The sequence below is a fragment of the Nostoc sp. DedQUE05 genome (assembly GCF_034530955.1).
GTDB lineage: Bacteria > Cyanobacteriota > Cyanobacteriia > Cyanobacteriales > Nostocaceae > Nostoc.
This window is the reverse complement of the sequence record NZ_JAVRCB010000040.1, coordinates 1-22,639: the sequence shown is the minus strand read 5'-3', so window position 1 is coordinate 22,639 and position 22,639 is coordinate 1. Positions and strand designations below refer to the sequence as shown.

The following is a 22,639-nucleotide window of genomic DNA, read 5'->3' as shown; positions in this document are numbered from 1 at the left end:
TCTTAGGCGCAGACCACAACAAGTAGGCGAAATTTGGTTTATAGATGTTGACATCAGGGTGATTTTAAATGCCAACTCTCAATCAAAAAGATGAAATTAGGAAGTAATTTTGATAGTATTGATTATGCTAAGTATACTATCACGGCATACTTCAGAAAAATCAGTCTTTGCCAAGAATGCCTGCCAAATGTAGCCCGTCAAGGAATGATTTATTTGTGAAGTCACAGGAGGAAGAGCTATTAGATGGACAAGATGAAACTCCCAAACAGAGCTTGTCTTGGACTGAAGCACTCTTGGCAACCACAGGGCCATTCCAACAGATTTCCCTCTCGCAAGTGCAACAAATTTCTCCTAGTGCTTTAGCATATTTAGGGGATGCAATTTATGAGTTGTATGTTAGAATGTTCTATCTGCTGCCATTGCAGCGGTCAGGAATTTACCATCGTCTGGTAGTGGAGCAGGTAAGAGCAGAAACACAAGCGCTACATTTGCGATCGCTGATTCCTCATCTCAGGGATACCGAATTAGAAATTGTCCGACGGGGTAGAAACGCCGCAACAGGACGCCCTAAGCGACTTAATCCCGAAATTTATCAACAGGCAACTAGTCTAGAAACTTTAATAGGCTACTTATATATCACCGATTACCAACGTCTAACCGAACTGTTGCAAATACTTCATCTAGAAAAAGAGTGAAAACTCAATTTCGCAGTAGCCACAACACTAGATTAGGTTCAAAAAATTGAGGTAATCGGAACGATCGACCATACGCTATATTCAGAACTCAAATGCAGGATAAACCCAGAAAAGTCAAGACTTCTAGCGAACCAAATCGTGGACAACCCGTAAAAATTAAAGGTAAACGTGTTGTTACTAATCCGGCTCGCAATCCCAGGAAAATAGATAGCAACCCCATCTCTGGTGCGAATCCGACTCGCAAGCCCAGAAAAGTAGATAGTAACCCTATCTCTGGTGCGAATCCAACTCACAACCCCAGAAAAGTAGATAGCAAACCCACATCTGGTGCGAATCCAACTCACAACCCCAGAAAAGTAGATGGCAACACCATCTCTGTTGTTAATCCGAATCGCAATCCCAAGAAAATAGATAGCAACCCCAGTTATAGCAATTCCCGACAACGAAATAGCAACTTTTCTCAGCCATCTGTATCTACACAATCTACAGAAGAAGATAACGATCTCATCTACGGTCGTCATCCAGTATTGAGTGCATTGCAAAATCAGCGCAATCTCAATCGTCTGTGGATTACTACCCGTCTGCGGTACGATCCCAGCTTTCACCATTTCCTTTTGCAAGCAAAGGAAAATGGCACAGTTATCGATGAGGTTGAACCCAAACGTTTAGACTATCTCACCAACGGCGCTAATCACCAAGGTGTGGCAGCACAAATTGCTCCCTACGCTTACATGGAATTGGCCGATCTAATTGAGCAGTGCAAATCTGTAACTGATGCTGTAATTGTCGTGGCTGACGGAATTACCGATCCCCACAACTTAGGAGCAATTATTCGCACAGCTGAAGCAATAGGCGCTCAAGGATTGGTAATTCCCCAAAGAAGGGCATCTGGGATCACTTCCACGGTCATGAAAGTGGCAGCAGGCGCTTTAGAAAATTTTGCTGTAGCTAGAGTTGTCAACCTCAGCCGCTCCTTAGAAGAATTAAAAGAAGCTGGCTTTTGGATTTACGGCACAGCTGCAAGTGGCAGCGAACCTTTGCATACAGTCAATTTCACTGGCCCCATCGTTTTGGTAATCGGCTCAGAAGGTGAAGGTCTGGGTATGTTGACTCAACGATCGTGTGATTTTTTAGTATCGATTCCTCTACAGGGTAAGACTCCCAGCCTGAATGCTTCTGTAGCAGCAGGTATGGCGCTTTATGAGATTTATCGTCAGCGATCGCTAAATACGCTGCACTTAGATAAATTGCAAAAAATCTCTTTGAAAAAATAACAGTAACAGAGTATAAAGAAATGTAAAAGATAATAAAGTACCCTATCGTTTAACACCCTGTAGACGTTTATAAATCAGCGAAAACCATGAAAACCATTTGGCATAACCTCAAGGAAGTGTTAATTAACACATTCGACTACCTCGGCTTGGCTTGGTGGGTAGAGATTGTGACGCAGAATCCCCGTTGCACGTATTACTTCGGGCCATTTCTAAATTCTTCTGATGCAACATTAGCAAGTAAAGGATACATAGAAGATTTAGAGCTTGAAGGAGCGCAGGGAATTATTGTGAATGTCAAGCGTTGCAAACCTAGTAACTTAACAATTGCTGACGACTTGGGGGAAAGATTTGACCGCAAAGTACAGCCTGCCTTTGGCGGTCAAATTTAAGTTAGGCCAGAGAATGAAAAGGAGGCTCTGATGCAAAGACGTAAAGATATAAAGACACAGAAAATTCTTTTACGGGGGTTATTACGTCTTTTTCACTCATTGCGTCACCACATCTTCCTTCTCCATTTCTTCGTCAATAGTCAAAATTTTTTCACTATTTTTGACTATTAATAACTCGTAATTCGTAATTACATTACGGGTGAAGATTTAGACCCCACCTGTAACGGCTAAACCTTTTATAGTCAATTCCTGTGACTCTCAGTTTAATTACGAATTACGAATTACGAATTACCTGCGGATGTTCTTCGAGCCAATGGTCAATATCATTCAGCACCAACTGGGGAACTTCCCACGGAAAAAGATGGGCGGTGTTGGGATAGCAGTGCCACTGAGAATTGTTGAGGTGTTGAGCAGTTTGTAAGCTGGAATCAGATGTGATGTGACGGTCTTGTTCGCCAGCAAGTACTAGACTAGGACATTGTATTTGTTCTAAATCTAGAAGCCGATTGTATCCTGATTGAATTGCACTATAGAGGGCGCGAGTAGCAGCTGGAGAGGTTTGCAAATAAGCTGGTACTGCTTCCTTGGCGATGTAATTGTAACTAGTAGATGTATGTTGTTGAATTAGATAACGGAAAAGCGATCGCTTACCAAAAGTTTCAATATTCCATTGCCAACTCGGTTTTATATAGTTTAATAGCGCAGCAATGCCAGTATATAAATTATCTTGCCAAGTAATCGGAGGATGACTGCCACGGGGTTTTGCAGCTGTCGCCACTAAAATCAGCCCAGTAACGCGCTCTGGCAAACGTAATGCCATCTCCATTGCCAAAATGCCACCAAGTGACCATCCCAATACTAGGCACTTTTCAATCTGCAAACGGTCTAGCAGTGCTTCTAAATCAGTCAAATGGTCATTCATGTCAAAATTGCCGTTGTAGCGACTTTTGCCGTATCCCCGTAAATCAGGGGCAAAAGTTTTGTAGCGTTTTGATAAATGATTGGTAAAGACAGAAAGACTACGACCAGTACCAGGATGACCATGTAAGCCCAAAATTGGGAATCCTTGACCTTGGGTGTAAACATTGAGACGTGCAGCAATTGTGGTGTGGCGATCGCTCATTATTTGCCGTTCTCCTGTCTATCGATACTGCCAACTGCATCGATCGCAGCTTCTAGGGCGATCGCTACATGAGTCCAATGAGTCCCACCCTGGCAATAAACTACATAAGGTTCACGCAAAGGCCCATCTGCTGATAATTCCAAAGTACTCCCTTCAATAAATGTCCCCCCAGCCATGACCACCTGGCTCTCATAACCTGGCATATCATCTGGAATAGGATCTAAGTAGGAACCGATAGGAGAATGCTGTTGTATGGCTTTACAGAAAGCAATTAGCTTTTCGGCTGAACCGAGTTTAATTGCCTGAATTACATCTCCACGGGGAGCTAGGGGAGGGGGATTGACTGGATAACCGAGTTGATCAAACACATAACCAGTAAGATAAGTCCCTTTCATTGCCTCTCCTACCATCTGCGGCGCTAGAAATAAACCTTGGAACAGCAGGCGATTTTGGTCAAAAGTAGCACCGCCATAACTACCGATACCGGGAGCCGTGAGGCGACAGGCAGCTGCTTCTACCAAGTCGGCGCGACCGGCGACATAACCGCCAGCGCTGACAATGGTGCCACCAGGATTTTTAATCAGCGATCCCGCCATTAAATCAGCACCTACAGTTGTGGGTTCTCTGGTTTCAATGAATTCGCCGTAGCAGTTATCTACAAAGCAAACGGTATTCGGGTTTTGCTGTTTGACTAAGTGGACGATTTTTTCAATATCAGCAATTGATAAACTAGGACGCCAAGAATAGCCACAAGAGCGCTGAATTAAGACTAAACGAGTGTTTTCAGCCACACTAGTAGTTAAAGCTTGCCAATCTATGGTTCCTTCTGGGGTTAGCTCCAATTGGCGGTAATTTATGCCAAACTCAATAAGAGAGCCTTGACCTTGACCTCGTAAACCAATGACTTCTTCAAGCGTATCGTAGGGAGAACCGACCACTGCTAACATTTCATCTCCCGGACGGAGAACACCAAACAAAGCACAGGCGATCGCATGAGTTCCAGAAACGAACTGCACTCGCACGGCCGCAGCTTCAGCGCCCATAACTTCAGCAAAAACTTTATCTAAAGTTTCTCGGCCTAAATCATCGTGACCATAACCACTTACACCAGCAAAGTGGTGTGCGCCTACACGGTGATTACGAAAAGCATCCAGCACTCGTTTTAGATTATGCTTGACCTGAGTGTCAATTCCAGAAAAAATTTCTAATAGTGCATGTTCTGCTTGCCGCAGCTGTTCTAGGCTGTTCATCAGTTCCTCGTTCAAAAAAAATTATAGATATGCGGATTTTAAGATCGCGCAGACTAGGCTGGAAAATTCAAATTCAGGTTACTGCATGACAATTGCTACTTCAACCAAACCTCAAGTTAACTGGGTCAATACCCTGTTTTTCATTGGACTGCACATCGGCGCTTTATTTGCCTTTGTTCCTGGTAACTTTAACTGGACGGCAGTTGGTGTGGGTTTCTTGCTGTACTGGGTAACAGGTGGTTTAGGAGTTACTCTCGGATTTCACCGTCTTGTTACTCACCGCAGTTTTCAAACTCCCAAGTGGCTGGAGTATCTCCTGGTTTTCTTTGGGACACTCTCGTGTCAAGGAGGCCCAATTGAGTGGGTCGGGACACATCGCATTCATCATTTAAACTCTGATACTGATGCCGATCCCCATGATTCTAATAAAGGCTTCTGGTGGAGCCACATGGATTGGCTGATTCACTACTGTCCCGCTCACGCTGATGTTCCTCGTTTCACCAAAGACATTGCCGAAGACCCAGTCTATCAGTTTTTAGAAAAATATTTCATTTTAATCCAGGTTGCTCTAGGTGTATTGCTTTTGCTTCTAGGTGGCTGGTCATTCGTCGTCTGGGGAATTTTTGTTCGCATTGTCTGGGTTTACCACTGCACTTGGTTGGTGAACAGCGCGACTCATAAATTTGGCTATCGGAGCTATGATTCTGGCGATAAATCGACTAATTGCTGGTGGGTAGCCGTACTAGTTTTCGGTGAAGGCTGGCATAATAACCATCATGCTTTTCAATATTCAGCTCGTCATGGGCTGGAATGGTGGGAAATCGATTTAACCTGGATGACAGTTCAATTGCTGCAAGCAGTTGGTCTGGCAACTAATGTGAAGTTGGCCCCAACAAAAGTTAGTTAGGAGTAGAGACGCAATTAATCGCGTCTGTACAGGAGTTAGGATGTGTAACGTTTTTAACTCATAATTCATCACTTCTAACTCCTAACTTTTCAAAAAGCTATTTACTGGTGCGCTTGTGTCGGTTAGGTTGCTATAATCCAAAGCGCTAATGTGAAGAAATTTTACTGCAAGTTACTTTTTGGTGACTTGGTGGAGGAGTTTGTTGTTTTTTAGGTGTCCATGACTACATCAATAATTAATAGCCAGAAACTAAGTGACGAGCCTAGTAATTCCGACTTTCGGCTCAAAGATATTGTCAAAACCTTGCCACGGGAATGTTTTCAGCAGAACCGTCGCAAAGCTTGGACACAAGTAATACTCAGTGTCTTGGCAGTTGCGTTGGGTTATTACAGCCTGATTATCGCTCCTTGGTTTCTCTTGCCCCTAGCTTGGATTTTTACGGGTACTGCTTTAACAGGTTTTTTTGTAATTGGCCATGATTGCGGTCACAGGTCTTTTGCCAAACGTCGTTGGGTAAATGATTTGGTAGGGCATTTCTTCATGATGCCGTTAATTTACCCTTTTCACAGTTGGCGCATTAAGCATAATTATCACCATACTCATACCAACAAGCTGGATGAGGACAACGCTTGGCATCCAATCAGACCAGAAGTGTTTGAAGATTGGGATAAAACCCGACAGTCTGCTTTTGAACTGTTCATGCGTAAACGCTTCTGGTGGGTAGGTTCCATTGGACATTGGGCTGTAGTGCATTTTGATTGGCGGAACTTCAAAACGAAAGACCAATCGAGTATCAAGCTGTCTGTGGCTGTAGTAGTTGTGTTTGCAGCGATCGCTTTCCCGCTTCTCATTGCCACAACTGGTATCTGGGGCTTTGTCAAATTTTGGCTAGTGCCCTGGATGATTTACCATTTTTGGATGAGTACTTTTACTATTGTTCACCATACTGCCGCAGATGTTCCTTTTACGACAGCGAACAAGTGGAACGAAGCTCTAGCACAGCTATTTGGTACTATTCATTGCGATTATCCGCGTTGGGTAGAGGTTTTGTGCCACGATATCAATGTTCATGTCCCTCATCATATTTCCACTGCGATTCCTTCTTATAATTTGCGGCTAGCTTACAGCAGCATCAAAGAAAATTGGCAGCCTTATCTACATGATGAGTGTCAGTTTTCTTGGTCTTTAATGAAGCAGATTACAGACCAGTGTCAACTATACACAACTGATGTTGGCTATAAAACTTTCAACGAATATTATACAGAGCAATAAATAGCGCTGTGATTAGACTTACGCTCTTGAACTCAACGAGAGCGTTTATCATGCTGTGTTTAAATAGAATTTGGCGACTTTTTACTAACTAAAATTTGTTAGCTAAATTGCCAAAATTTATCTTCTTTGATGTTAGCGATCGCTAGTTTCGTGGGCATCCTATAGGTGAGATAATTTTGTCTCAATTAAAGTTCCGATTTATATCCAATCAAAAGAATCCAGTGCCATCAAACATCATCACGTTCAATAATCCTCCTTCTGAAACGTCTGAGGATACGACTAAATTGCCTTTCACACTTGGGGATTTAAAAGCTGCAATTCCTGCGGAATGCTTTCAGCCCAATGTGACAAAATCACTTTTTTACTTTTTTCGTGACATCTTGATTATCGGTCTGCTTTATGCAGTTGCTTCTTACCTGGATTCTTGGCTTTTCTTTCCGATTTTCTGGCTAATGCAAGGAACGATGTTTTGGGCTTTGTTTGTAGTCGGGCATGACTGCGGACACCAATCTTTTTCTAAGCATAAATGGCTCAATGATTTGATTGGACATCTTTCTCACACACCAATACTTGTTCCTTATCATGGTTGGCGGATTAGTCACAGAACTCACCACAAAAATACTGGCAATATCGATAACGATGAAAGCTGGTATCCTGTGACGGAATCAGAATACAAAGAGATGCCTTTAGCACAAAAGATAGTCCGATATTATATTTTTCTATTGGCTTATCCTCTGTATTTATTTAAGCGTTCTCCTAATAAAGAAGGCTCTCACTTTTTGCCCAGCAGTCCGCTTTTCAAATCATCGGAAAAATGGGATGTTATCACTAGCACTGTCCTTTTGATTGGGACGGTAGGTTTGCTGGGTTTCCTCACCTACCAATGGGGTTGGATGTGGTTGCTGAAATATTACGCTGTGCCCTACCTTGTATTTATAGTTTGGCTAGATTTGGTGACATTCTTGCACCATACTGAGCCAGAGCTTCCCTGGTATCGTGGAGAAGATTGGACTTTCCTCAAAGGCGCAATTTCTAGTATTGACCGTGATTATGGTTTAGTTAATCATATCCATCACGATATTGGTACTCATGTTGCTCACCATATATTCCTTAACATCCCTCACTACAATTTGCTGAAGGCAACTGAGGCAATCAAACCAGTGATGGGTGAGTATTTCCACAAGGCGGAAGAACCAATTTGGAAGTCATTGTGGAATTCATGTATCAGCTGCCATTTTGTACCTGATACTGGTAGTAAAGTTTACTACACATCCAACAAGAAGTTAGCTAAAGGCTAAGACTAGTACCACTTTGCGTAATTCGTAATTACCATTGTGTGAGAGTTTTAGACAATTTACGCCATACTGTACTAGCCCTGTCAAGGTTACTTTTTTACCTTGACAGGGCTAGAGTGTTATTTATAGACTTTTGCAAGAAATCTAATGACTACAAGCTGCCTTGCTTTTGATGTTGTTCGCCATGATGGTTACAGCCAGCCTAGTGATTATGGTGTTGATGGCTATGATCTTTACCGTGGGAACAGTTTTGCAAATCTTGCTTCAGAAGCTTGTCGCTGATTTCTTGCAAGGATTCATCTACAGCTTGTAAGCCAATCCAAGCATCAATCTTTTGTACATCAAATCCTACCTCGCGCTGTTCGCCTACTTCTAGCAAAGGGCGGCGAATTAACAGTGGTTCTTTCAGCATCAGCGCCAAAGCGGTTTGTTCATCCACTTTTTCAGGAACTACCTCACCAGATTTTACCTTGGGGGCGGAAAGATTGAACCATTCGGCTACGGGGCGATCGCCAAAAAAGGAACGCAACCGTTCAACTGTCCAAGGTTCTTTTAGCAGATTCTGTGGTATCACCTCATGACCGGCAGCTGTTAGCAAAACTTTTTGCTTAACTCCACCTTTACAGCCTGGTTTGCTATAGAAAATTACCTTTGCCATTCAACTATCTCCTAATTACTCTTTTGCGCTAAAGCGCCAACTACGAACCGATGAAATCAAAAATTCCTCGCTTTATGGCTAACTAAGTCAAACTCAAACCTCTCATTTGGATCGGTTTCGCCATAAATATTGAAAGTCACAGTTGGTTCATCACCCACTGCTTCTACACTGTGAATTGCATCGGGAGTAAAGCTAATAATGTCTCCTGGGAAGAGAGTTATCTCTCCCGTTGCTTCGATTTTGTCCTGAAATTCTGGGCTATTGGTGCGTTGCCAAAAAGTATTTTTTTCCTGGCCTTTTAACACCGCCACTATTCCCCATGTCCCATGATTATGAATGTTTGAACGGGTTCCCGGTGCAAATGTTACTGTTTGCACAGTTAAGGGAAAACCCAATTCATCATATAGGAGTAAAACAGAGCTTCCCGTTTTGGGTGAAGGTTCTAACTTTTGACTTTGCACCCAGTAGGAATTTACCATTAAGCGCCTTACAAGCATCCGAATTTCTGGCAGACAATTGGTTTCATTGTCGCTGCTATTGAGAACATCTTCCACCTCAGTTAAAAACCGATAAAGGCGGTAATTTTCTCTCAATAAATCCCAGGCTCTTACAGATTTACAAGCTTGATGCTGACCGTCCCCTGTTAGCAGCCAATCCCTACCTTTCATAATTTTTAAATTGATAGTGGCGAAGATTGGATCACAATGATCGGTGAGACATTAGGAATGTTACCTACAGGCAGTTTAGTAGGTATGTTAATAGGAGGAATGATAGAGTTACTATCAGTACTTGCTCCTAATAAGGAATAGGATTTGGTAGATAACCAATTGTTCATGATTTTTCACAAAAAGGGCATTGGGCATTGGGCATCGGGCATTGGGCATTGGGCATTGGGTATTGGGCATTGCTATGGTTTTTCCCCTTGTCCCCTTGTCCCCTTGTCCCCCCACTCTTTTACAGAGAAGTGCATTGACTAATTAATCGTCTTCTTCTGCTGGACGTGTCAGAATATCCAGCAGAATACCAGAACCAAAATCATTCTTTTCGTCTATCTGTTTGACTCTGGTGCTGATTTCTTTGGCTTGCTCAATTTCTCCTAACTTTGCTAGCACTAATCCAGAAGCAGCATAAGCATTTAAGTACAATCGAATTTGTGGGTCTTCTTTGCGATTGACTAATATCGGCTGAAGTTGCTCCCAGTCATCAGGAAGTTTTTGTAGTTCTTTAATTTTATCTAATAATTTGACTGTTGTTTGTAATGCAAGAGAATAATTATTTTTATAATAGAAAAATCTATATGCTGCTACCAAGACATCTGTGTTTTCACCAGTCTGGTCTAAAGCTTGTTGAATATATTTTTCTGATTCTGATGTATTTTCCCAGCTTTTTGCAGCTAAAATTAATAGGTTTTTGATATCATCTGGAACCTGAAACCATGAGAATTTATTTGTATTAGCTTGCATAATGAACTCTTGGATAGTTAGGAGTTAGGAGTTAGGAGTTAGAAGTTAGAAGTTGTGAATTCTGAGTTAGAAGTTATAACTTATTAACTCCTCACTTCTCACTCCTCACTCCTAACTTTTGTTAAAACAAAGTCAGAACGTACACCAAAGTGAATAGAACAATCCAAATAATGTCTACGAAGTGCCAGTAAATTTCTGTCATTTCGATGAAAGTATGATTGGTTGCAGAATATTCACCAGGAAGACGCGATCGCCACAATGCACGTAATATCAATAACAGTCCCACAAAAACGTGCAAACCGTGGAACCCAGTCATGATATAAAAGCAGTTGGCGAAGACGTTGGTGGTCAAACCATACCCTAATGTTGAGTACTCATAAACCTGACCAGCCAAGAAAATTGCCCCCATGATTGCAGTAATGGCGTACCACAGTTGCATTCTCTTGACGTTATTCTTTTTAATCGCCGTATCACCAAAGTGAATCACGAAACTACTAGACACCAGAATAATGGTGTTAATCGTCGGTACAAGTAGTTCTACTTCGCTTCCTTCTGGAGGCCAAACGGCTGTACTGCTTCGGAAAAACAAATAGGTGGCAAAAAATCCCCCAAACATTAGGGATTCAGAAGCGAGGAACGTCAACAATCCCCAGACTCTTAAATCTGGATGTTCTTCGTGTCCTGCACTGTGTTCTTCGCTTGTGGTTGTAGCTATAGTCATAGATTTTTTGACAATACGATCTACTCTGTCTTGTTGTGGAAGTTTGAATAAAGAATGAAGTCTGAAGTGGCAAAATTTCCATTCTTTATCCAAAATTCTTGTTTAGCCAAACTCTTGACTTGTTCAGGAATTTTGAAAATTCCGAGTTTCGTGTTCTGAATTCGGGCGTCCGTTTATTGAATTCGGGCGTCCGTTTATTGAATTCGGGCGTTCGTTTATTGAATTCGGGCGTTCGTTTATTGAATTCGGGCGTTCGTTTAGGGACTTCCAGAAAATAAATTATCCAATTTACTCAGATCGTATTTTTCTTTCTCCCCTTGCCCCCTGCCCCCCTGCCTACACCAAGATAGGATATTTATTTTAGTTGGAAGTCCCTTATTGATTCGGGCGTTCGTGTTCCAAGCTTGAAGTTTTGGGTTCCAAGCTTGGAGTTTTGAGTTTTTAAATCTAATGACTAGAGGTTTCAGTGACTTTGAGTGCGATCGCATTACTCACTCTACTACCTAAGCACTAGCTTCTGGCGTCGCTGATGACTGTAATTCAGTTCTATGCTCCTGACCGTAGTCATAAGGGCCATGAGTTACAATCGGCAACACTTCCCAGTTTTCAATTGCAGGTGGTGAGCTAGTTGTCCATTCTAAAGTCAAAGCTTGCCAAGGATTATCACTAGCCAAAGGCCCTTTCAACCAACTGTAAATCATGTTGATGGCGAAAGGAATTACCGATATCGCCAAAACAAATGAACCAAAGGTACAAATTTGGTTGAGGTCGATAAATTGGGGGTCATACATTGCCACTCTTCGCGGCATTCCTTTTAAACCCAACTCGTGCATGGGTAAAAAGGTGAGATTCGTGCCGATGAAGGTAAGGGCAAAGTGAATGCGTGCCAAGTTTTCATTCAACATTCGTCCGGTCATTTTGGGGAACCAGTGATAAATACCGGCGTAAATGCCAAACACGGAACCGCCAAACAGAACGTAATGGAAATGTCCAACAACATAATATGTGTCGTGGACGTGAACATCAAAGGGGGCTGTTCCCATCGTCACACCGCTTAAGCCGCCCATGACAAACATGGACAACAAACCAATGGCGAAAAGCATCGCACCTGTGAAGCGGATTTTACCACCCCAAAGGGTAGCAACCCAGGCAAAAATCTTCACGCCAGTGGGAACTGCAACTATAAGAGTAGAGATGGTAAAAAACATCCGCATCCAACCGGGTGTGCCACTGGTAAACATATGGTGTACCCAGACGAACAAACCGACAACGCAGATGGCTACACTAGAATAAGCGATCGCTTTATAACCAAAGATTGGCTTGCGGGCGTGAACTGGAATTACCTCCGACATGATGCCGAAGATGGGCAGAATCATTAGATATACTGCCGGGTGAGAATAAAACCAGAATAAGTGTTGATAAATTACAACGTTACCGCCTGCATCTGGTTTAAAGAAAGAGGTGCCAAAGTTGAGGTCAAACAACAGCAGAACTAAACCGGCTGCTAATACAGGTGTGGAGAGAAGCGCCAGCAGAGAGGTTGCTAAGATTGCCCAGCAAAATAGGGGTACTTGATCCCATTTCATGCTAGGAACCTTCATCATCAAAATGGTGATTACAAAGTTCAGCGAACCCAAAATTGAAGAAGTTCCCACTAAGACGATCGCTAATATCCACATAGTTTGAGCGATTGGTGCTGTTACCAAGCTCAAAGGTGGGTAAGCTGTCCAACCAGATTGGGAACCACCGAAAATGAAACTACCTAAAATGAGCGCACCTGCTGGTGGATTTAACCAAAAAGCGATCGCGTTCAGTTTCGGAAACGCCATATCCCTAGCACCAACCATCAACGGCACTAAATAGTTACCAAATCCCCCAATGGCGCTAGGAACAATCCACAGGAAGATCATGATCGTCCCGTGATTGGTCATGAAAGCGTTATACAAATTGGGGTCGAGTACGTCTGCATCTGGTGTTGCTAATTCGACACGGAGAGCAACAGCCATCAGTCCGCCGATGAGATAGAAGACAAACGCTGTCACCAGGTATTGAATACCAATAACCTTGTGGTCAACATTAAATGTAAAATAGTCTTGCCATTTCCACGCCTTCGGATGGGAAGCGTGGCCAGCCACCATTTCCGGTTTCTTTCCTTCTGGTGGAGTATTTCGTGGAAATTCTACCTGTGTCATATATTTTTGTCCTTTGTCCTTTGTCATTTGTCATTTGTCTTTTGTCTTTTTGTCCTTTGTCATTTGTCTGTTGTCATTTGTCAGTTACCAATAACTAATGACTAATGACCAATGACCAATGACTAATGACTAATGACTCATGACTACTGACTCTAGAGTTGCTGCACTGATTCCCATATCATGGGTGTGGGGCGCGAGAAACTCTGATGTTGATAAGTTGGCTGGATTAACAGCAACAACTTGATTTAAGTTTTGTTGTTGAGCAATCTGGTTTTCTGTCCGCCAGTTATTATATTCTTCCGGTGTGTGGACAATTACCTGTGTCCGCATTGAACCGTGATAACCACCGCACAATTCAGCACAAACTACGGGATATGTACCTGGTTTGGTGGCGACAAATCGCAGTTCGGTAGGGATACCGGGAAGTGCATCTTGCTTCAGGCGGAAGTTTGGCACCCAAAATGAATGAATTACATCTTGTGCTGAAAGGTTGAGTTGGACATCAGCACCGACGGGTATGTGCAATTCCCCAGAGGTAATGCCACTATCAGGGTAATTAAATAACCAAGCGTATTGTATGCCTTTGACATCAACAACTAAATCGGCTGGTTTGTTTAGAGTTTGAGGAGACGCGCCAATACCGATTGTTGGGGCAATTGCTGGGGCAGTTGTTGCTTCAGTATCGCTTAATGTAGCTGCCAAAGCACTCCCCGGTATATGAGCAACATGAGCTGCTGAATGAGGATGACCAGCAGGCTCAAAGCCGCCCATTCGGTTAAAAACATCTACACTGTAAATGCCCAAACCGAGGACAATCACTGTGGGAATTGCTGTCCAAAAGATTTCTAAGGGAACGTTGCCTTCTATTGGCAAACCATCGGTATCATCACCGCGACGGTGACGAAACTTAACCAAAAAAACTACAATTGTTCCTTCTACCACCAAGAAGAGTGCGATCGCAATGGTAAGCATGACGTTGAAAAAACCGTCTACCAAAGGCGCTTGTAGCGATGCCTGCACCGGCATGAGAGTGTGGTTGTGACCGATCAAAATGCTGATTGCTGTAACTACTATCCCAGCAACCAGAGTCCATAATGAAACAGGAACTTGTTGCATACATGCTACCTGTGTAAACAGTCTTTTATTGGTACTGGGTATTGGGTACTGGGGATTGGGGATTAGGTATTAGATATTAGAAAAACTATTCTTTGTCTTCCTAGTCCCTATTCCCCAGTCCCAATTCCCTTTTCCCTTTTCACTTATTAACTTTCTAACGTGCAGCCATTAAAAATGGGGGAAACTTCCAGATTTTTTCCATATCTTTCCCCCAAAAAAATACAAACTATATTTCAACTCCTATGAAAAAGTTAGCCCCCTGCTTTCAAAAAAGCTCGTTGTTCCAAGAGGGCACTGTTGGCCTAATATTGATTAGGCTATATTAGCAGCAAGTTTAAATTTGTTAATAACTGACATTTTGCAATTTACGGATTTGTTTACTGGGAACTATTTATTAGTTGCAGTAAATACTTAGTATTCCCCTCAAGTTACCTTGCCTAGCGCATTTACGCTTTTTACAAACAGTGCCTCCTTGAATTAACAACAATTTGGACTAACTCTAAAAATTCTAATTATTTACTGCAACATGGGTGTAGCAATTTTTCGGGCAAATCCGCGAACACGCTTCACAACCAATACAGTTTTCTGGAGAAGTAACTGCCATTACTTTCCGTTCAATTTCGTCATCGTCTTCGTCGTCTACAAATTCACCTTCTTCATTGAGTGCCTTCAAACCTAGCACATTGTACCCGCAGACTTTAACACATCTGCCACAGCCGATACATTTATCTTTGTCAATTTCTTGAGCGAATTTTGGTGTCCAAGCTTTACCGCCAAACGTCAAACCTGTTAGTTGTGCCATTAATAATCCCTTGGCAATTTTGCCTATCAATCTGTTTGTGCATTAATCATCATCTTATCCTAATATTTTTATTTTTTATATTCAAAACTCACTTTTACTTGATAATAAACCGATAACTTTGAACACAATTAAAAATCATTTTTTAAATCAAAAATAAATGCAAATTATTGCCAATAATCATTATGAATGCTTAAGTTTACCTCGTTCCTATGCTCCGCATGGGAACGCATTCATTAAGTCTCTGACTCAATATCTGACTGGAGGCAGCAGCCGCTAATCAGCTATTCCCATGCAAAGTATAGAAAAAAGAGACGCATAAATTACAGGTTTAAAACCTACCCTCTTCGCTAAAGCCCGATCTAAACGCAAGGATATCGATAAAAGTGATGATATTATTTTTCAACTACTTTTAGCTTTAGACAAAGAAATGTAGATAAACAGTATGCATATATACAAAAATAAATGTTCATCAATTACATTTTGATATATGCAATATGTATTTTGCAAAGCAACAATTTGCAAGTCGATCTGATTCAACTATTTATATAAATGATGACAAAATAAATATTGGTTTTACATTTAAATCAATATAATGAATTTATGAAGGAAACATAATCAATTTATAAAGTAACTGTGATTTTTATGGCAGAAACCGAGCGTGTCTTAAATATTAAAATTATTAATAAATCAGATGAAGTCCAATCGCATCAAGCTTAAATATGTTCTCAAAACAATTTATGGTTAAAGCTAAAATGTTCATTCAATACCTAATTAAATGAATATTAAGATATCTTTCTAAGCTCTGTACGAACAAATTAATCATTTTTTTCATGAAATGTATAGTTAATAAATAAGTTTTGTCCGGCTCGGTTTAAAAGCCTTAAATAGCTTCCGATTGGATGCAAAGTCAAAATATGGATGTGGGGAGTGAATGGGCGAGAAAAATTATTCTCGCTAGAAAGATTATGTGCTAGCGAGTCATGAATAGACAGGACTCATCCAGGGGAGACCTGAGACAGACATCTCAACGATTAGAGTGGGAAAAGAGCCAAATGCCTTATACAATTCCTAACAACAGTTGCGTTGGATGTGACAACTGCCGCCCCCAATGTCCTACGGGTGCAATCAGAATAGAGGACAATGAATATTGGGTCGATCCTGGTCTTTGTAATAATTGTGAGGGCTTTTATTCAGAACCACAATGTGTAATAGCTTGTCCAACTAAGTCTCCCATTCCTTGGCAGGCGAAAAAGGGGAGATGCAAAGTTGAACCGAGAGATTCTACCAGTTTAGATTTGTTTTCTAACGGCAAGAATAATCCATTTGCTTCAGCGATCGCAATTTGGGAAGCTTGTAATGTATTAGCGCAGCGCACATCCCTACATTGGGAAACCGATGAAGAAGGGTACATCAGTTATAGCCGACAAGTCAATCAAGGCCGAGGTGCGATCGCTTTTCACATCCAAGATCCATTAAAAGTTAACGACAAGGCTACAGATATAGCAGCAATTGAAGGGCTTGATATCAGAGCCGCTTGCATACATCTAATTTTTGCAGCTTACGCTACAGCCTTAGATCAACCTTGGGAGCAAGAATTTGCGATCGATGAGCGACAAATCGAGAAATATTTGGGGATGGAGAAGCGCAAAGACTTAAGTAAAGCAGCCAAGCTAGCTTTAATGAAAAATCTTGTCCAGCAAGCTTGCTCCCTGACGATCTCCATTGACTGGCCGCAACAAGGCCGAATTAACGGATTTTCTCTTGTCGGTAGCCGCCTATGGCACTTAGTAGATATTCAGCACCACTTCCAGGAAGACAATCTCGGATGCAAATATCTGATTGGCCTAACTTTTAAAGTCAAAGCAGGTTTATGGGCGCAATATTTCTTAAACAAACAAGCGTGTAAAGAGCGAACTGCATTCTATCAATACGGCAGTCTCCCTAAAACGCTGCTAACCACAGTCATGAGTATTTGGCAGCAACATGAAGGCGCAGTCCGACTAATGTTGTGGTTGCTGTTTAAAACCAAAATGGGCAAGGAACAACGCATCACCATTCCTACCTTGCTGCGTATTGCTTACGGTGAGGAAAAAGTCGCCCTTGCATCCAGACAACGAGAAGAACGCAAACGTCTGCTGCGAACCTTTGAAAGCGATTTGGAAATTCTCAATCACTATGGAATGAAACCACTTTTCGATCCAGTTACTTACCCACCAGAAATTCAACCTTTGTGGGCGAAATTAATCGATCTTCCCGAAGATCCAGATGAAGCATTAGAATTTTGGACTAATGACGGTGGTGCTGAAACTCGCCTCACAGACACAGGTCCCCGTGGTAAATGGAATCTGCTAATGAATGCGCGGATTTTGGCTTTTGAACTGCCGCCAGAATGGGAACAGCAAATCTCAGAATCGGAAAAAAAGAAAACAAGAACTGCTAAAGCCAAAAAGAAGCCCAAAGCTACAAACGATTTGCTAGGCGAACAGATTTTGCAGGCGCGAAAAAATTTAAATCTTTCCCAAAGAGAATTGGCAAAACTTACAGGTAAAAGCCAAAGCTGGATTCGAGATATCGAAAATGGTCGTTTAAAAGCCAAATTAGAAGACCAAATACTGTTACGAAAAGTCTTAAATATGGCTTCATCTTGATTTGAAATTTAAACGCAGAAAGACGCAAAGATTTTATTACGAATTTGTATAGCGAATTAATTTGTAGCAAACTAAATTTAGTAATACTCTGCGTTCCTCTGCGCTTCTCTTGGCGTTCCTCTGCGTTTAAAAACTCTCTCTTTACTTCTGCGTACTATAACTCATTACCTTACTAGAGGTAATCCAAAAACTACCAACAGCATATTTAGTAACTACTAACTCTCGTGTCGCATTGCATGAACTTTTCAGTTGTTGAGTCTTCGTTTCATCTTTTACAAGTTTAGCCTGATAAGTATAGAGAGAACCACAAGGTTGTTCAAAACTAATTTCAGCTAAGATAGTATTATTGTCTAAACTTTGCTCTAAAATTTTGCCTGCAACTTTGTAATTAAACCAATCCCATCCTTTATAGAGAATTAACTCTCTTTCCAAAACCTGAAGTGCAGCAGGCAAAATTCCCCAGCCTCGATAGACTTGATGTAAGCATTGAATATCACCAGTACGAGTCAAAATCGATCTAAATGAATCTCGATCGAGACGACCGTAGTATCTTCCTTCTGGCAAGTCTATAACTGTTGGTGCAAACCGATGTCCACCAAAGTGCGATGATTTCCAAATTCGCACATTATCTAAGCACAAATCAGCTTTACTCGCTGTTATTTGGAAGTAAAAAGGAGCGCCATATCTCGCACAACACTTATCATGGCTGCCGTGGGTACAAACTAAAATATCTCTAGTTGTACTAGTTTCTACTTCCAAATTAGAATCGATACCCCATATCCATTTTTGGACAACTCCTGCTACTTGCTCAATATTTGCTAGCTGAAACTCCTGTTTATGGTATCCATTACTTAGCCCCTCTTCTTTTTGATAAATCAAAAGCGTAGTGTGATTTACCTTGTGTGATAAATCATTAGCAATTAGAAGAAATCTAATTGGCAGTTTTGCACGCTTCACTTCTTCTACCAAAATCCTCAAATTCTGAGGCACCCACTTGGAGTTAAAGGCTTCTGATGTCCAAGGTAAAGGACACTCAACTAAAATATAAGTTTGATAATTGGTGGCACTACCAATAACATCTTCTCCTACTTGCCGCGAATCATCAGAACAAAAAAAAGTGTTCATCTCGTTGTACTCATTAGCATATTTTTTGGACAAAAGGTATTACAAAATACAATTGTGTTCTTAGATACAATATCCTTAATTCAAGGAGATAAAAAAGAACAATATTCATTTCCGAGTTAAAACTAGGTAGCCACTTTATAACATCATTATCAATTGAGGTCTTCCCAGTTAATAAATTCTCCACAATAAAGATAAACAGTGTCAAGAGATATTTTTCCGTATGACTGGCGTTAATTTTGTATCTAGTTTTATTGTTATTTGGTATTTTATAATTTTTCACTTGCTGAAACTCGGCTTTTCTGAACTTACTTTCTTTGGTAAAATCAAATATATTAAACCTTGTACATAGGCAAAAAGCTACTTGGAGAATTACCAAGGATTAACTTGCTGATAATATCAATGTAGCTAATACTACAATCAAAAATATTGCTAGTAGTAAGATATTTTTCTAAAGTTTTGGTGAAATTATTTTCATAGCTAGTTACAAATCCTGTTTTTACATATAAAAATATAATTCTTTGTGTTTTCTGAAAAATGTATTTCTAAAGATAGATGTGGAATAGCTAGATATAGATTAGTAAAGTTATTCCTACTATCTACTTTTAATATATCTATCCATTCCAGAATATTGCAAATAATTCTCAATTAGATTAGAAAAATAAAAACACTGAAACTAGGGGTAAATGCTTTAGTGCCCTATACTTCATGCGTTACAAGTTAATGTTAAAACTTAATGACTAATCACTAGCCGCGTTACTGACATCAACATTAACAAACCTGTTATTTACCCTTTTATCTAATCTAACTTCCTGAAGCGTATGTCAGGGTTTGATTATATGCATCTGCTTTGACTGTAACTGAACTCAATAATAAATGCAAGTATTTGAGAATCTTTATAATTCCACGAGCCTTTGCTGCCTCTAGAAGGTTGACTAAATCAAGGGAAATGGGCATTTTATAGTGGAGATAGCTCACTTGAGGAAGTATTGATTCTTTCAATACAATAGATAAAGTTTTGCAATTGTGACAAATTGTTGCCAGTAGGGTAATCCGAATATCTGTGGCTATGGCGATCGCATATTTCTACTTTCATGCAGAATTGAATCATTTTTTACCACGGCATCACAAACAGGTGAGAATCTCTCATGTGTTTGAGGAAAAAGCCTCTATTAAAGACATGATTGAGTCGTTGGGTGTCCCTCATCCAGAGGTGGATTCTATAAATGTTAATGGTGAATATGTAAATTTTTCTTACATAGTTTCTGATGGAGACATTATCAATGTTTATCCAATTTCAGCTAGGAATGTTATTATACCAAGTATTTCTGTTTTGCCAGAACCGCTCAGTACTATTTGTTTTGTTGTAGATATTCATTTAGGCAAGCTTGCTACATCTCTACGACTTTTAGGCTTTGATACTTTGTACCGCAATGACTACGAGGATGAGAAATTAGCCGAAATATCCTCCAGTCAAGGGCGCATTCTCTTGACTCGTGATAAAGGACTATTAATGCGTAGTCTGGTAACGCATGGGTATTATGTTAGAAATACTAACCCTCAACAACAAATCATAGAAGTACTGCAACGCTTCGACTTATTTAAATTAATTGCACCATTTAAACGGTGTTTGCGTTGCAATGGATTATTAGAGTCTGTAGATAAGCAATCCATTATTGAACAAGTGCCAGAAAAGGTGCGATCGCAGATCGATCGATTCCAGCGTTGCCAAGACTGCGATCGCATTTATTGGAAAGGTTCACATTATGAACGATTACAACAGTTTATTGATGGAGTACTCAACTCACAAATAAATAAGTAACGATTTACCCAGCTGAAATATTCCCACTGATTATTTGACTACCCCCGATTCTGGGATCTTCATCTTCACGATTCAAATCATCAGGAGTGGGATTTTGCTTACTCTCTCCAGTAACTTCTTCTGGTTCAATGGGATCTGCCTCTTGAGCTTTATCAATATCAAGAGAGCGAGGAGGTTCTTTGGCGTGAGAGAAATCAATAAGTGGATCGGTTTGATCGGGAGTCATGAGTTGCTAAATAATAATGTAGTTTTTCTAGTGTTAAATGTATCTTGAGTGCAAACATCTTTCTTCAGAAAGAAACTACGTTGTGTGATGGTGTAATAAAAGGTGAGTGAATGACATTAATTTTAGCTCTCGATTTTGGCGGAACTAAGCTGGCAGCAGCAACAGTCAATATCGGTTCGAGAAAGTGGTTGCGTTATGAACGTTGTCTCTCGCCAGTAGGTGCAGATGCTAGCACTGACTTGGAAATTATGCGATCGCTCATTTACTCTCTGCTGCAAGACACAAAACCTGTTGCGATCGGTATTAGCTTTGGCGGCCCGGTTGATGCTTCCATAGGGATGGTGCGACTATCTCATCATGTGGCTGGATGGGAAAATATTCCTCTCAAAGCCTTGTTGGAAGAAGAGTTTGGCGTTCCTGTTGGTGTAGATAATGATGCCAATATTGCTGCTTTGGGCGAACACCGTTTTGGTGCGGGACAGGGATACGACAGCCTATTTTACATTACTGTCAGCACTGGCGTGGGTGGCGGTTGGATACTTAACGGCCAGCCTTGGCGGGGTGCTGGTGGGATGGCTGGCGAAATTGGACATATCGTTGTCGATCCGGCTGGGCCAGTTTGTTTGTGTGGGAAGCGGGGATGTGTCGAACGTTTGGCTTCGGGGCCTTATATGGCGCAAAATGCTAAGGAAATTTTGGAAAAAGAACCGCAGAGGCGCAAAGGACTTAGAGATGGAGAGATTTTGAGGGGTTTGGTGGGGGATAATTTAACGTTGTTGACGGGACAGTTGGTAAGTGAGGCGGCGGCGGCTGGTGATGATTTGGCGAAGGAAGTTTTACACAAGGCTGCTTGGGCGTTGGGTGTGGGTATTGGCAATGTGGCGAATCTGATGAATCCCCAGCGCTTTGTGTTGGGAGGCGGTGTGACGAAAGCGGGGGAGGATTTTTGGCGGATGGTGCGTCAGGTGGCGCGGGAGACGGCTTTGCCAGAAGTTGATTTTGAAATTGTGCCGGCGGTGCTGGGGGATGATGCGCCTTTATGGGGGGCGGTGGCGATCGCTTCTATGACAATCCCGAATTTGTAAATGGGCGAGGCGTGGAGCGAAATGCAAACAGAATTAGTTATTTTTGATTGTGATGGAGTGTTGGTAGACAGCGAAGGATTAGGTAATCGTGTTCTTGTGAAATTTGTCGCTGAATTTGGACTTGCAATGAAACTTGAAGAAGCTATTTTGTTATTTAAGGGTTGCAAAATGGCTGATTGTGTTGCTGTAATTGAGCATAGACTTGGAAAAAAGCTGCCACAAGATTTTGTAACTCAGCTTCGTACCCGTACTGCTGAGACATTCGAGCGTGAACTACGTCCTGTAGAAGGAATAGAAGCAGCTTTAGACAAGATTAATCTACCTATTTGCGTTGCTTCCAGTGGCCCACCGGAAAAAATTAAGTTAGCTTTGCGTGTAACTAACCTACTGCCTCGATTTGAAGGACTTATCTTTAGCTCATATCAAATTGAAAGCTGGAAACCAGCACCTGACTTGTTCTTATATGCGGCTAAAAAGATGGGAATTCAAGCTGCATCTTGCACTGTTGTAGAAGATAGCGTTTTGGGTGGACATCTTGTCATTGGTGTCAAGTTAAGGCAGATGCCCAAATGTCAAGTG

Annotated in this window: 21 protein-coding genes; 10 read left to right on the top strand and 11 right to left on the bottom strand. The window is 41.3% G+C overall.

Going from position 1 to position 22,639, the window contains the following annotated elements; all coding sequences use genetic code 11:
- The first annotated feature begins 215 nt into the window (after nt 1–215).
- From RMZ42_RS25535 to RMZ42_RS25525, 3 genes are all read left to right on the top strand, one after another.
- Nucleotides 216–695 carry a Mini-ribonuclease 3 gene (locus RMZ42_RS25535; protein WP_194044898.1) on the top strand — a complete coding sequence of 160 codons (480 nt, stop codon included), beginning with the start codon at nt 216–218 and terminating at the stop codon, nt 693–695.
- Between the two features lie 92 nt (nt 696–787).
- Nucleotides 788–1,969 carry a 23S rRNA (guanosine(2251)-2'-O)-methyltransferase RlmB gene (rlmB, locus tag RMZ42_RS25530; RefSeq protein ID WP_322674044.1) on the top strand — a complete coding sequence of 394 codons (1,182 nt, stop codon included), beginning with the start codon at nt 788–790 and terminating at the stop codon, nt 1,967–1,969.
- 86 nt (nt 1,970–2,055) lie between these two features.
- The gene (locus tag RMZ42_RS25525) at nt 2,056–2,358 is read left to right on the top strand and encodes a DUF1816 domain-containing protein (protein ID WP_322674043.1); all 303 of its coding nucleotides are present in this window, start codon (nt 2,056–2,058) and stop codon (nt 2,356–2,358) included.
- 274 nt (nt 2,359–2,632) lie between these two features.
- Here the strand turns inward: RMZ42_RS25525 and RMZ42_RS25520 are convergent, their stop codons facing one another.
- Nucleotides 2,633–3,481 carry an alpha/beta hydrolase gene (locus tag RMZ42_RS25520; RefSeq protein ID WP_322674042.1) on the bottom strand — a complete coding sequence of 283 codons (849 nt, stop codon included), beginning with the start codon at nt 3,479–3,481 and terminating at the stop codon, nt 2,633–2,635.
- Nucleotides 3,481–4,731: a methionine gamma-lyase family protein gene (locus tag RMZ42_RS25515; protein ID WP_322674041.1), complete on the bottom strand. Its 1,251-nt coding sequence runs from the start codon at nt 4,729–4,731 to the stop codon at nt 3,481–3,483. The genes RMZ42_RS25520 and RMZ42_RS25515 overlap by 1 nt, the downstream gene beginning before the upstream one ends.
- Nucleotides 4,732–4,816: 85 nt before the next feature.
- On the opposite strand from RMZ42_RS25515, the gene RMZ42_RS25510 reads away from it, so the two are divergent.
- The 3 genes from RMZ42_RS25510 to RMZ42_RS25500 all read left to right on the top strand — a co-directional run bounded on the left by RMZ42_RS25510 (nt 4,817) and on the right by RMZ42_RS25500 (nt 8,208).
- The gene (locus RMZ42_RS25510) at nt 4,817–5,638 is read left to right on the top strand and encodes an acyl-CoA desaturase (protein ID WP_322674040.1); all 822 of its coding nucleotides are present in this window, start codon (nt 4,817–4,819) and stop codon (nt 5,636–5,638) included.
- A gap of 219 nt (nt 5,639–5,857) precedes the next feature.
- Nucleotides 5,858–6,910, top strand: coding sequence for a fatty acid desaturase (locus RMZ42_RS25505; protein WP_322674039.1), 1,053 nt, complete (start codon nt 5,858–5,860; stop codon nt 6,908–6,910).
- A gap of 221 nt (nt 6,911–7,131) precedes the next feature.
- Complete coding sequence (locus tag RMZ42_RS25500) at nt 7,132–8,208, top strand: fatty acid desaturase (protein ID WP_322674038.1); 1,077 nt, start codon at nt 7,132–7,134, stop codon at nt 8,206–8,208.
- A gap of 199 nt (nt 8,209–8,407) precedes the next feature.
- On the opposite strand, the gene RMZ42_RS25495 is transcribed toward RMZ42_RS25500, so the two are convergent.
- The 7 genes from RMZ42_RS25495 to fdxB form a co-directional block, all read right to left on the bottom strand.
- The gene (locus RMZ42_RS25495) at nt 8,408–8,863 is read right to left on the bottom strand and encodes an ArsC/Spx/MgsR family protein (RefSeq protein ID WP_322674037.1); all 456 of its coding nucleotides are present in this window, start codon (nt 8,861–8,863) and stop codon (nt 8,408–8,410) included.
- Nucleotides 8,864–8,919: 56 nt separating this feature from the next.
- Complete coding sequence (locus RMZ42_RS25490; protein ID WP_322674036.1) at nt 8,920–9,531, bottom strand: cupin; 612 nt, start codon at nt 9,529–9,531, stop codon at nt 8,920–8,922.
- Between the two features lie 309 nt (nt 9,532–9,840).
- Nucleotides 9,841–10,326, bottom strand: a complete 486-nt coding sequence (locus RMZ42_RS25485; protein WP_322674035.1) for a hypothetical protein — start codon at nt 10,324–10,326, stop codon at nt 9,841–9,843.
- A 121-nt stretch (nt 10,327–10,447) separates the two neighbouring features.
- A complete protein-coding gene (locus RMZ42_RS25480) occupies nt 10,448–11,047 on the bottom strand; it encodes a heme-copper oxidase subunit III (protein ID WP_322674034.1) in 600 nt (199 codons plus the stop codon).
- A 503-nt stretch (nt 11,048–11,550) separates the two neighbouring features.
- The gene (ctaD, locus tag RMZ42_RS25475; protein WP_322674085.1) at nt 11,551–13,239 is read right to left on the bottom strand and encodes a cytochrome c oxidase subunit I; all 1,689 of its coding nucleotides are present in this window, start codon (nt 13,237–13,239) and stop codon (nt 11,551–11,553) included.
- A 129-nt stretch (nt 13,240–13,368) separates the two neighbouring features.
- The gene (locus RMZ42_RS25470; protein ID WP_322674033.1) at nt 13,369–14,355 is read right to left on the bottom strand and encodes a cytochrome c oxidase subunit II; all 987 of its coding nucleotides are present in this window, start codon (nt 14,353–14,355) and stop codon (nt 13,369–13,371) included.
- Between the two features lie 508 nt (nt 14,356–14,863).
- Nucleotides 14,864–15,157 carry a ferredoxin III, nif-specific gene (gene fdxB, locus RMZ42_RS25465; protein ID WP_174710795.1) on the bottom strand — a complete coding sequence of 98 codons (294 nt, stop codon included), beginning with the start codon at nt 15,155–15,157 and terminating at the stop codon, nt 14,864–14,866.
- 1,052 nt (nt 15,158–16,209) lie between these two features.
- On the opposite strand from fdxB, the gene RMZ42_RS25460 reads away from it, so the two are divergent.
- Nucleotides 16,210–17,805, top strand: coding sequence for a helix-turn-helix domain-containing protein (locus RMZ42_RS25460; RefSeq protein ID WP_322674032.1), 1,596 nt, complete (start codon nt 16,210–16,212; stop codon nt 17,803–17,805).
- A gap of 141 nt (nt 17,806–17,946) precedes the next feature.
- On the opposite strand, the gene RMZ42_RS25455 is transcribed toward RMZ42_RS25460, so the two are convergent.
- A complete protein-coding gene (locus RMZ42_RS25455; RefSeq protein ID WP_322674031.1) occupies nt 17,947–18,930 on the bottom strand; it encodes a sucrase ferredoxin in 984 nt (327 codons plus the stop codon).
- 1,066 nt (nt 18,931–19,996) lie between these two features.
- Here RMZ42_RS25455 and RMZ42_RS25450 point away from each other — a divergent pair.
- Entirely contained in the window at nt 19,997–20,749 is a 753-nt protein-coding gene (locus tag RMZ42_RS25450; RefSeq protein ID WP_322674030.1) for a Mut7-C RNAse domain-containing protein, read from the top strand.
- A gap of 4 nt (nt 20,750–20,753) precedes the next feature.
- Here the strand turns inward: RMZ42_RS25450 and RMZ42_RS25445 are convergent, their stop codons facing one another.
- Nucleotides 20,754–20,975: a hypothetical protein gene (locus RMZ42_RS25445; RefSeq protein ID WP_322674029.1), complete on the bottom strand. Its 222-nt coding sequence runs from the start codon at nt 20,973–20,975 to the stop codon at nt 20,754–20,756.
- Between the two features lie 110 nt (nt 20,976–21,085).
- Between RMZ42_RS25445 and RMZ42_RS25440 the strand changes: the two genes are divergently transcribed.
- A complete protein-coding gene (locus RMZ42_RS25440; RefSeq protein ID WP_322674028.1) occupies nt 21,086–22,060 on the top strand; it encodes an ROK family protein in 975 nt (324 codons plus the stop codon).
- Nucleotides 22,061–22,081: 21 nt separating this feature from the next.
- On the top strand, nt 22,082–22,639 hold a 558-nt coding region (locus RMZ42_RS25435), incomplete at its 3' end, for an HAD family hydrolase (RefSeq protein WP_322674027.1).

What these genes read in the sequence shown, in the direction of transcription:
- rlmB (WP_322674044.1), top strand. Translation starts at nt 788, where the DNA reads ATGCAGGATAAACCCAGAAAAGTCAAGACTTCTAGCGAACCAAATCGT.
- RMZ42_RS25525 (WP_322674043.1), top strand. Translation starts at nt 2,056, where the DNA reads ATGAAAACCATTTGGCATAACCTCAAGGAAGTGTTAATTAACACATTC.
- RMZ42_RS25520 (WP_322674042.1), bottom strand. Translation starts at nt 3,481, where the DNA reads ATGAGCGATCGCCACACCACAATTGCTGCACGTCTCAATGTTTACACC.
- RMZ42_RS25515 (WP_322674041.1), bottom strand. Translation starts at nt 4,731, where the DNA reads ATGAACAGCCTAGAACAGCTGCGGCAAGCAGAACATGCACTATTAGAA.
- RMZ42_RS25510 (WP_322674040.1), top strand. Translation starts at nt 4,817, where the DNA reads ATGACAATTGCTACTTCAACCAAACCTCAAGTTAACTGGGTCAATACC.
- RMZ42_RS25505 (WP_322674039.1), top strand. Translation starts at nt 5,858, where the DNA reads ATGACTACATCAATAATTAATAGCCAGAAACTAAGTGACGAGCCTAGT.
- RMZ42_RS25495 (WP_322674037.1), bottom strand. Translation starts at nt 8,863, where the DNA reads ATGGCAAAGGTAATTTTCTATAGCAAACCAGGCTGTAAAGGTGGAGTT.
- RMZ42_RS25490 (WP_322674036.1), bottom strand. Translation starts at nt 9,531, where the DNA reads ATGAAAGGTAGGGATTGGCTGCTAACAGGGGACGGTCAGCATCAAGCT.
- RMZ42_RS25485 (WP_322674035.1), bottom strand. Translation starts at nt 10,326, where the DNA reads ATGCAAGCTAATACAAATAAATTCTCATGGTTTCAGGTTCCAGATGAT.
- RMZ42_RS25480 (WP_322674034.1), bottom strand. Translation starts at nt 11,047, where the DNA reads ATGACTATAGCTACAACCACAAGCGAAGAACACAGTGCAGGACACGAA.
- ctaD (WP_322674085.1), bottom strand. Translation starts at nt 13,239, where the DNA reads ATGACACAGGTAGAATTTCCACGAAATACTCCACCAGAAGGAAAGAAA.
- RMZ42_RS25470 (WP_322674033.1), bottom strand. Translation starts at nt 14,355, where the DNA reads ATGCAACAAGTTCCTGTTTCATTATGGACTCTGGTTGCTGGGATAGTA.
- fdxB (WP_174710795.1), bottom strand. Translation starts at nt 15,157, where the DNA reads ATGGCACAACTAACAGGTTTGACGTTTGGCGGTAAAGCTTGGACACCA.
- RMZ42_RS25460 (WP_322674032.1), top strand. Translation starts at nt 16,210, where the DNA reads ATGCCTTATACAATTCCTAACAACAGTTGCGTTGGATGTGACAACTGC.
- RMZ42_RS25455 (WP_322674031.1), bottom strand. Translation starts at nt 18,930, where the DNA reads ATGAACACTTTTTTTTGTTCTGATGATTCGCGGCAAGTAGGAGAAGAT.
- RMZ42_RS25450 (WP_322674030.1), top strand. Translation starts at nt 19,997, where the DNA reads ATGGCGATCGCATATTTCTACTTTCATGCAGAATTGAATCATTTTTTA.
- RMZ42_RS25445 (WP_322674029.1), bottom strand. Translation starts at nt 20,975, where the DNA reads ATGACTCCCGATCAAACCGATCCACTTATTGATTTCTCTCACGCCAAA.
- RMZ42_RS25440 (WP_322674028.1), top strand. Translation starts at nt 21,086, where the DNA reads ATGACATTAATTTTAGCTCTCGATTTTGGCGGAACTAAGCTGGCAGCA.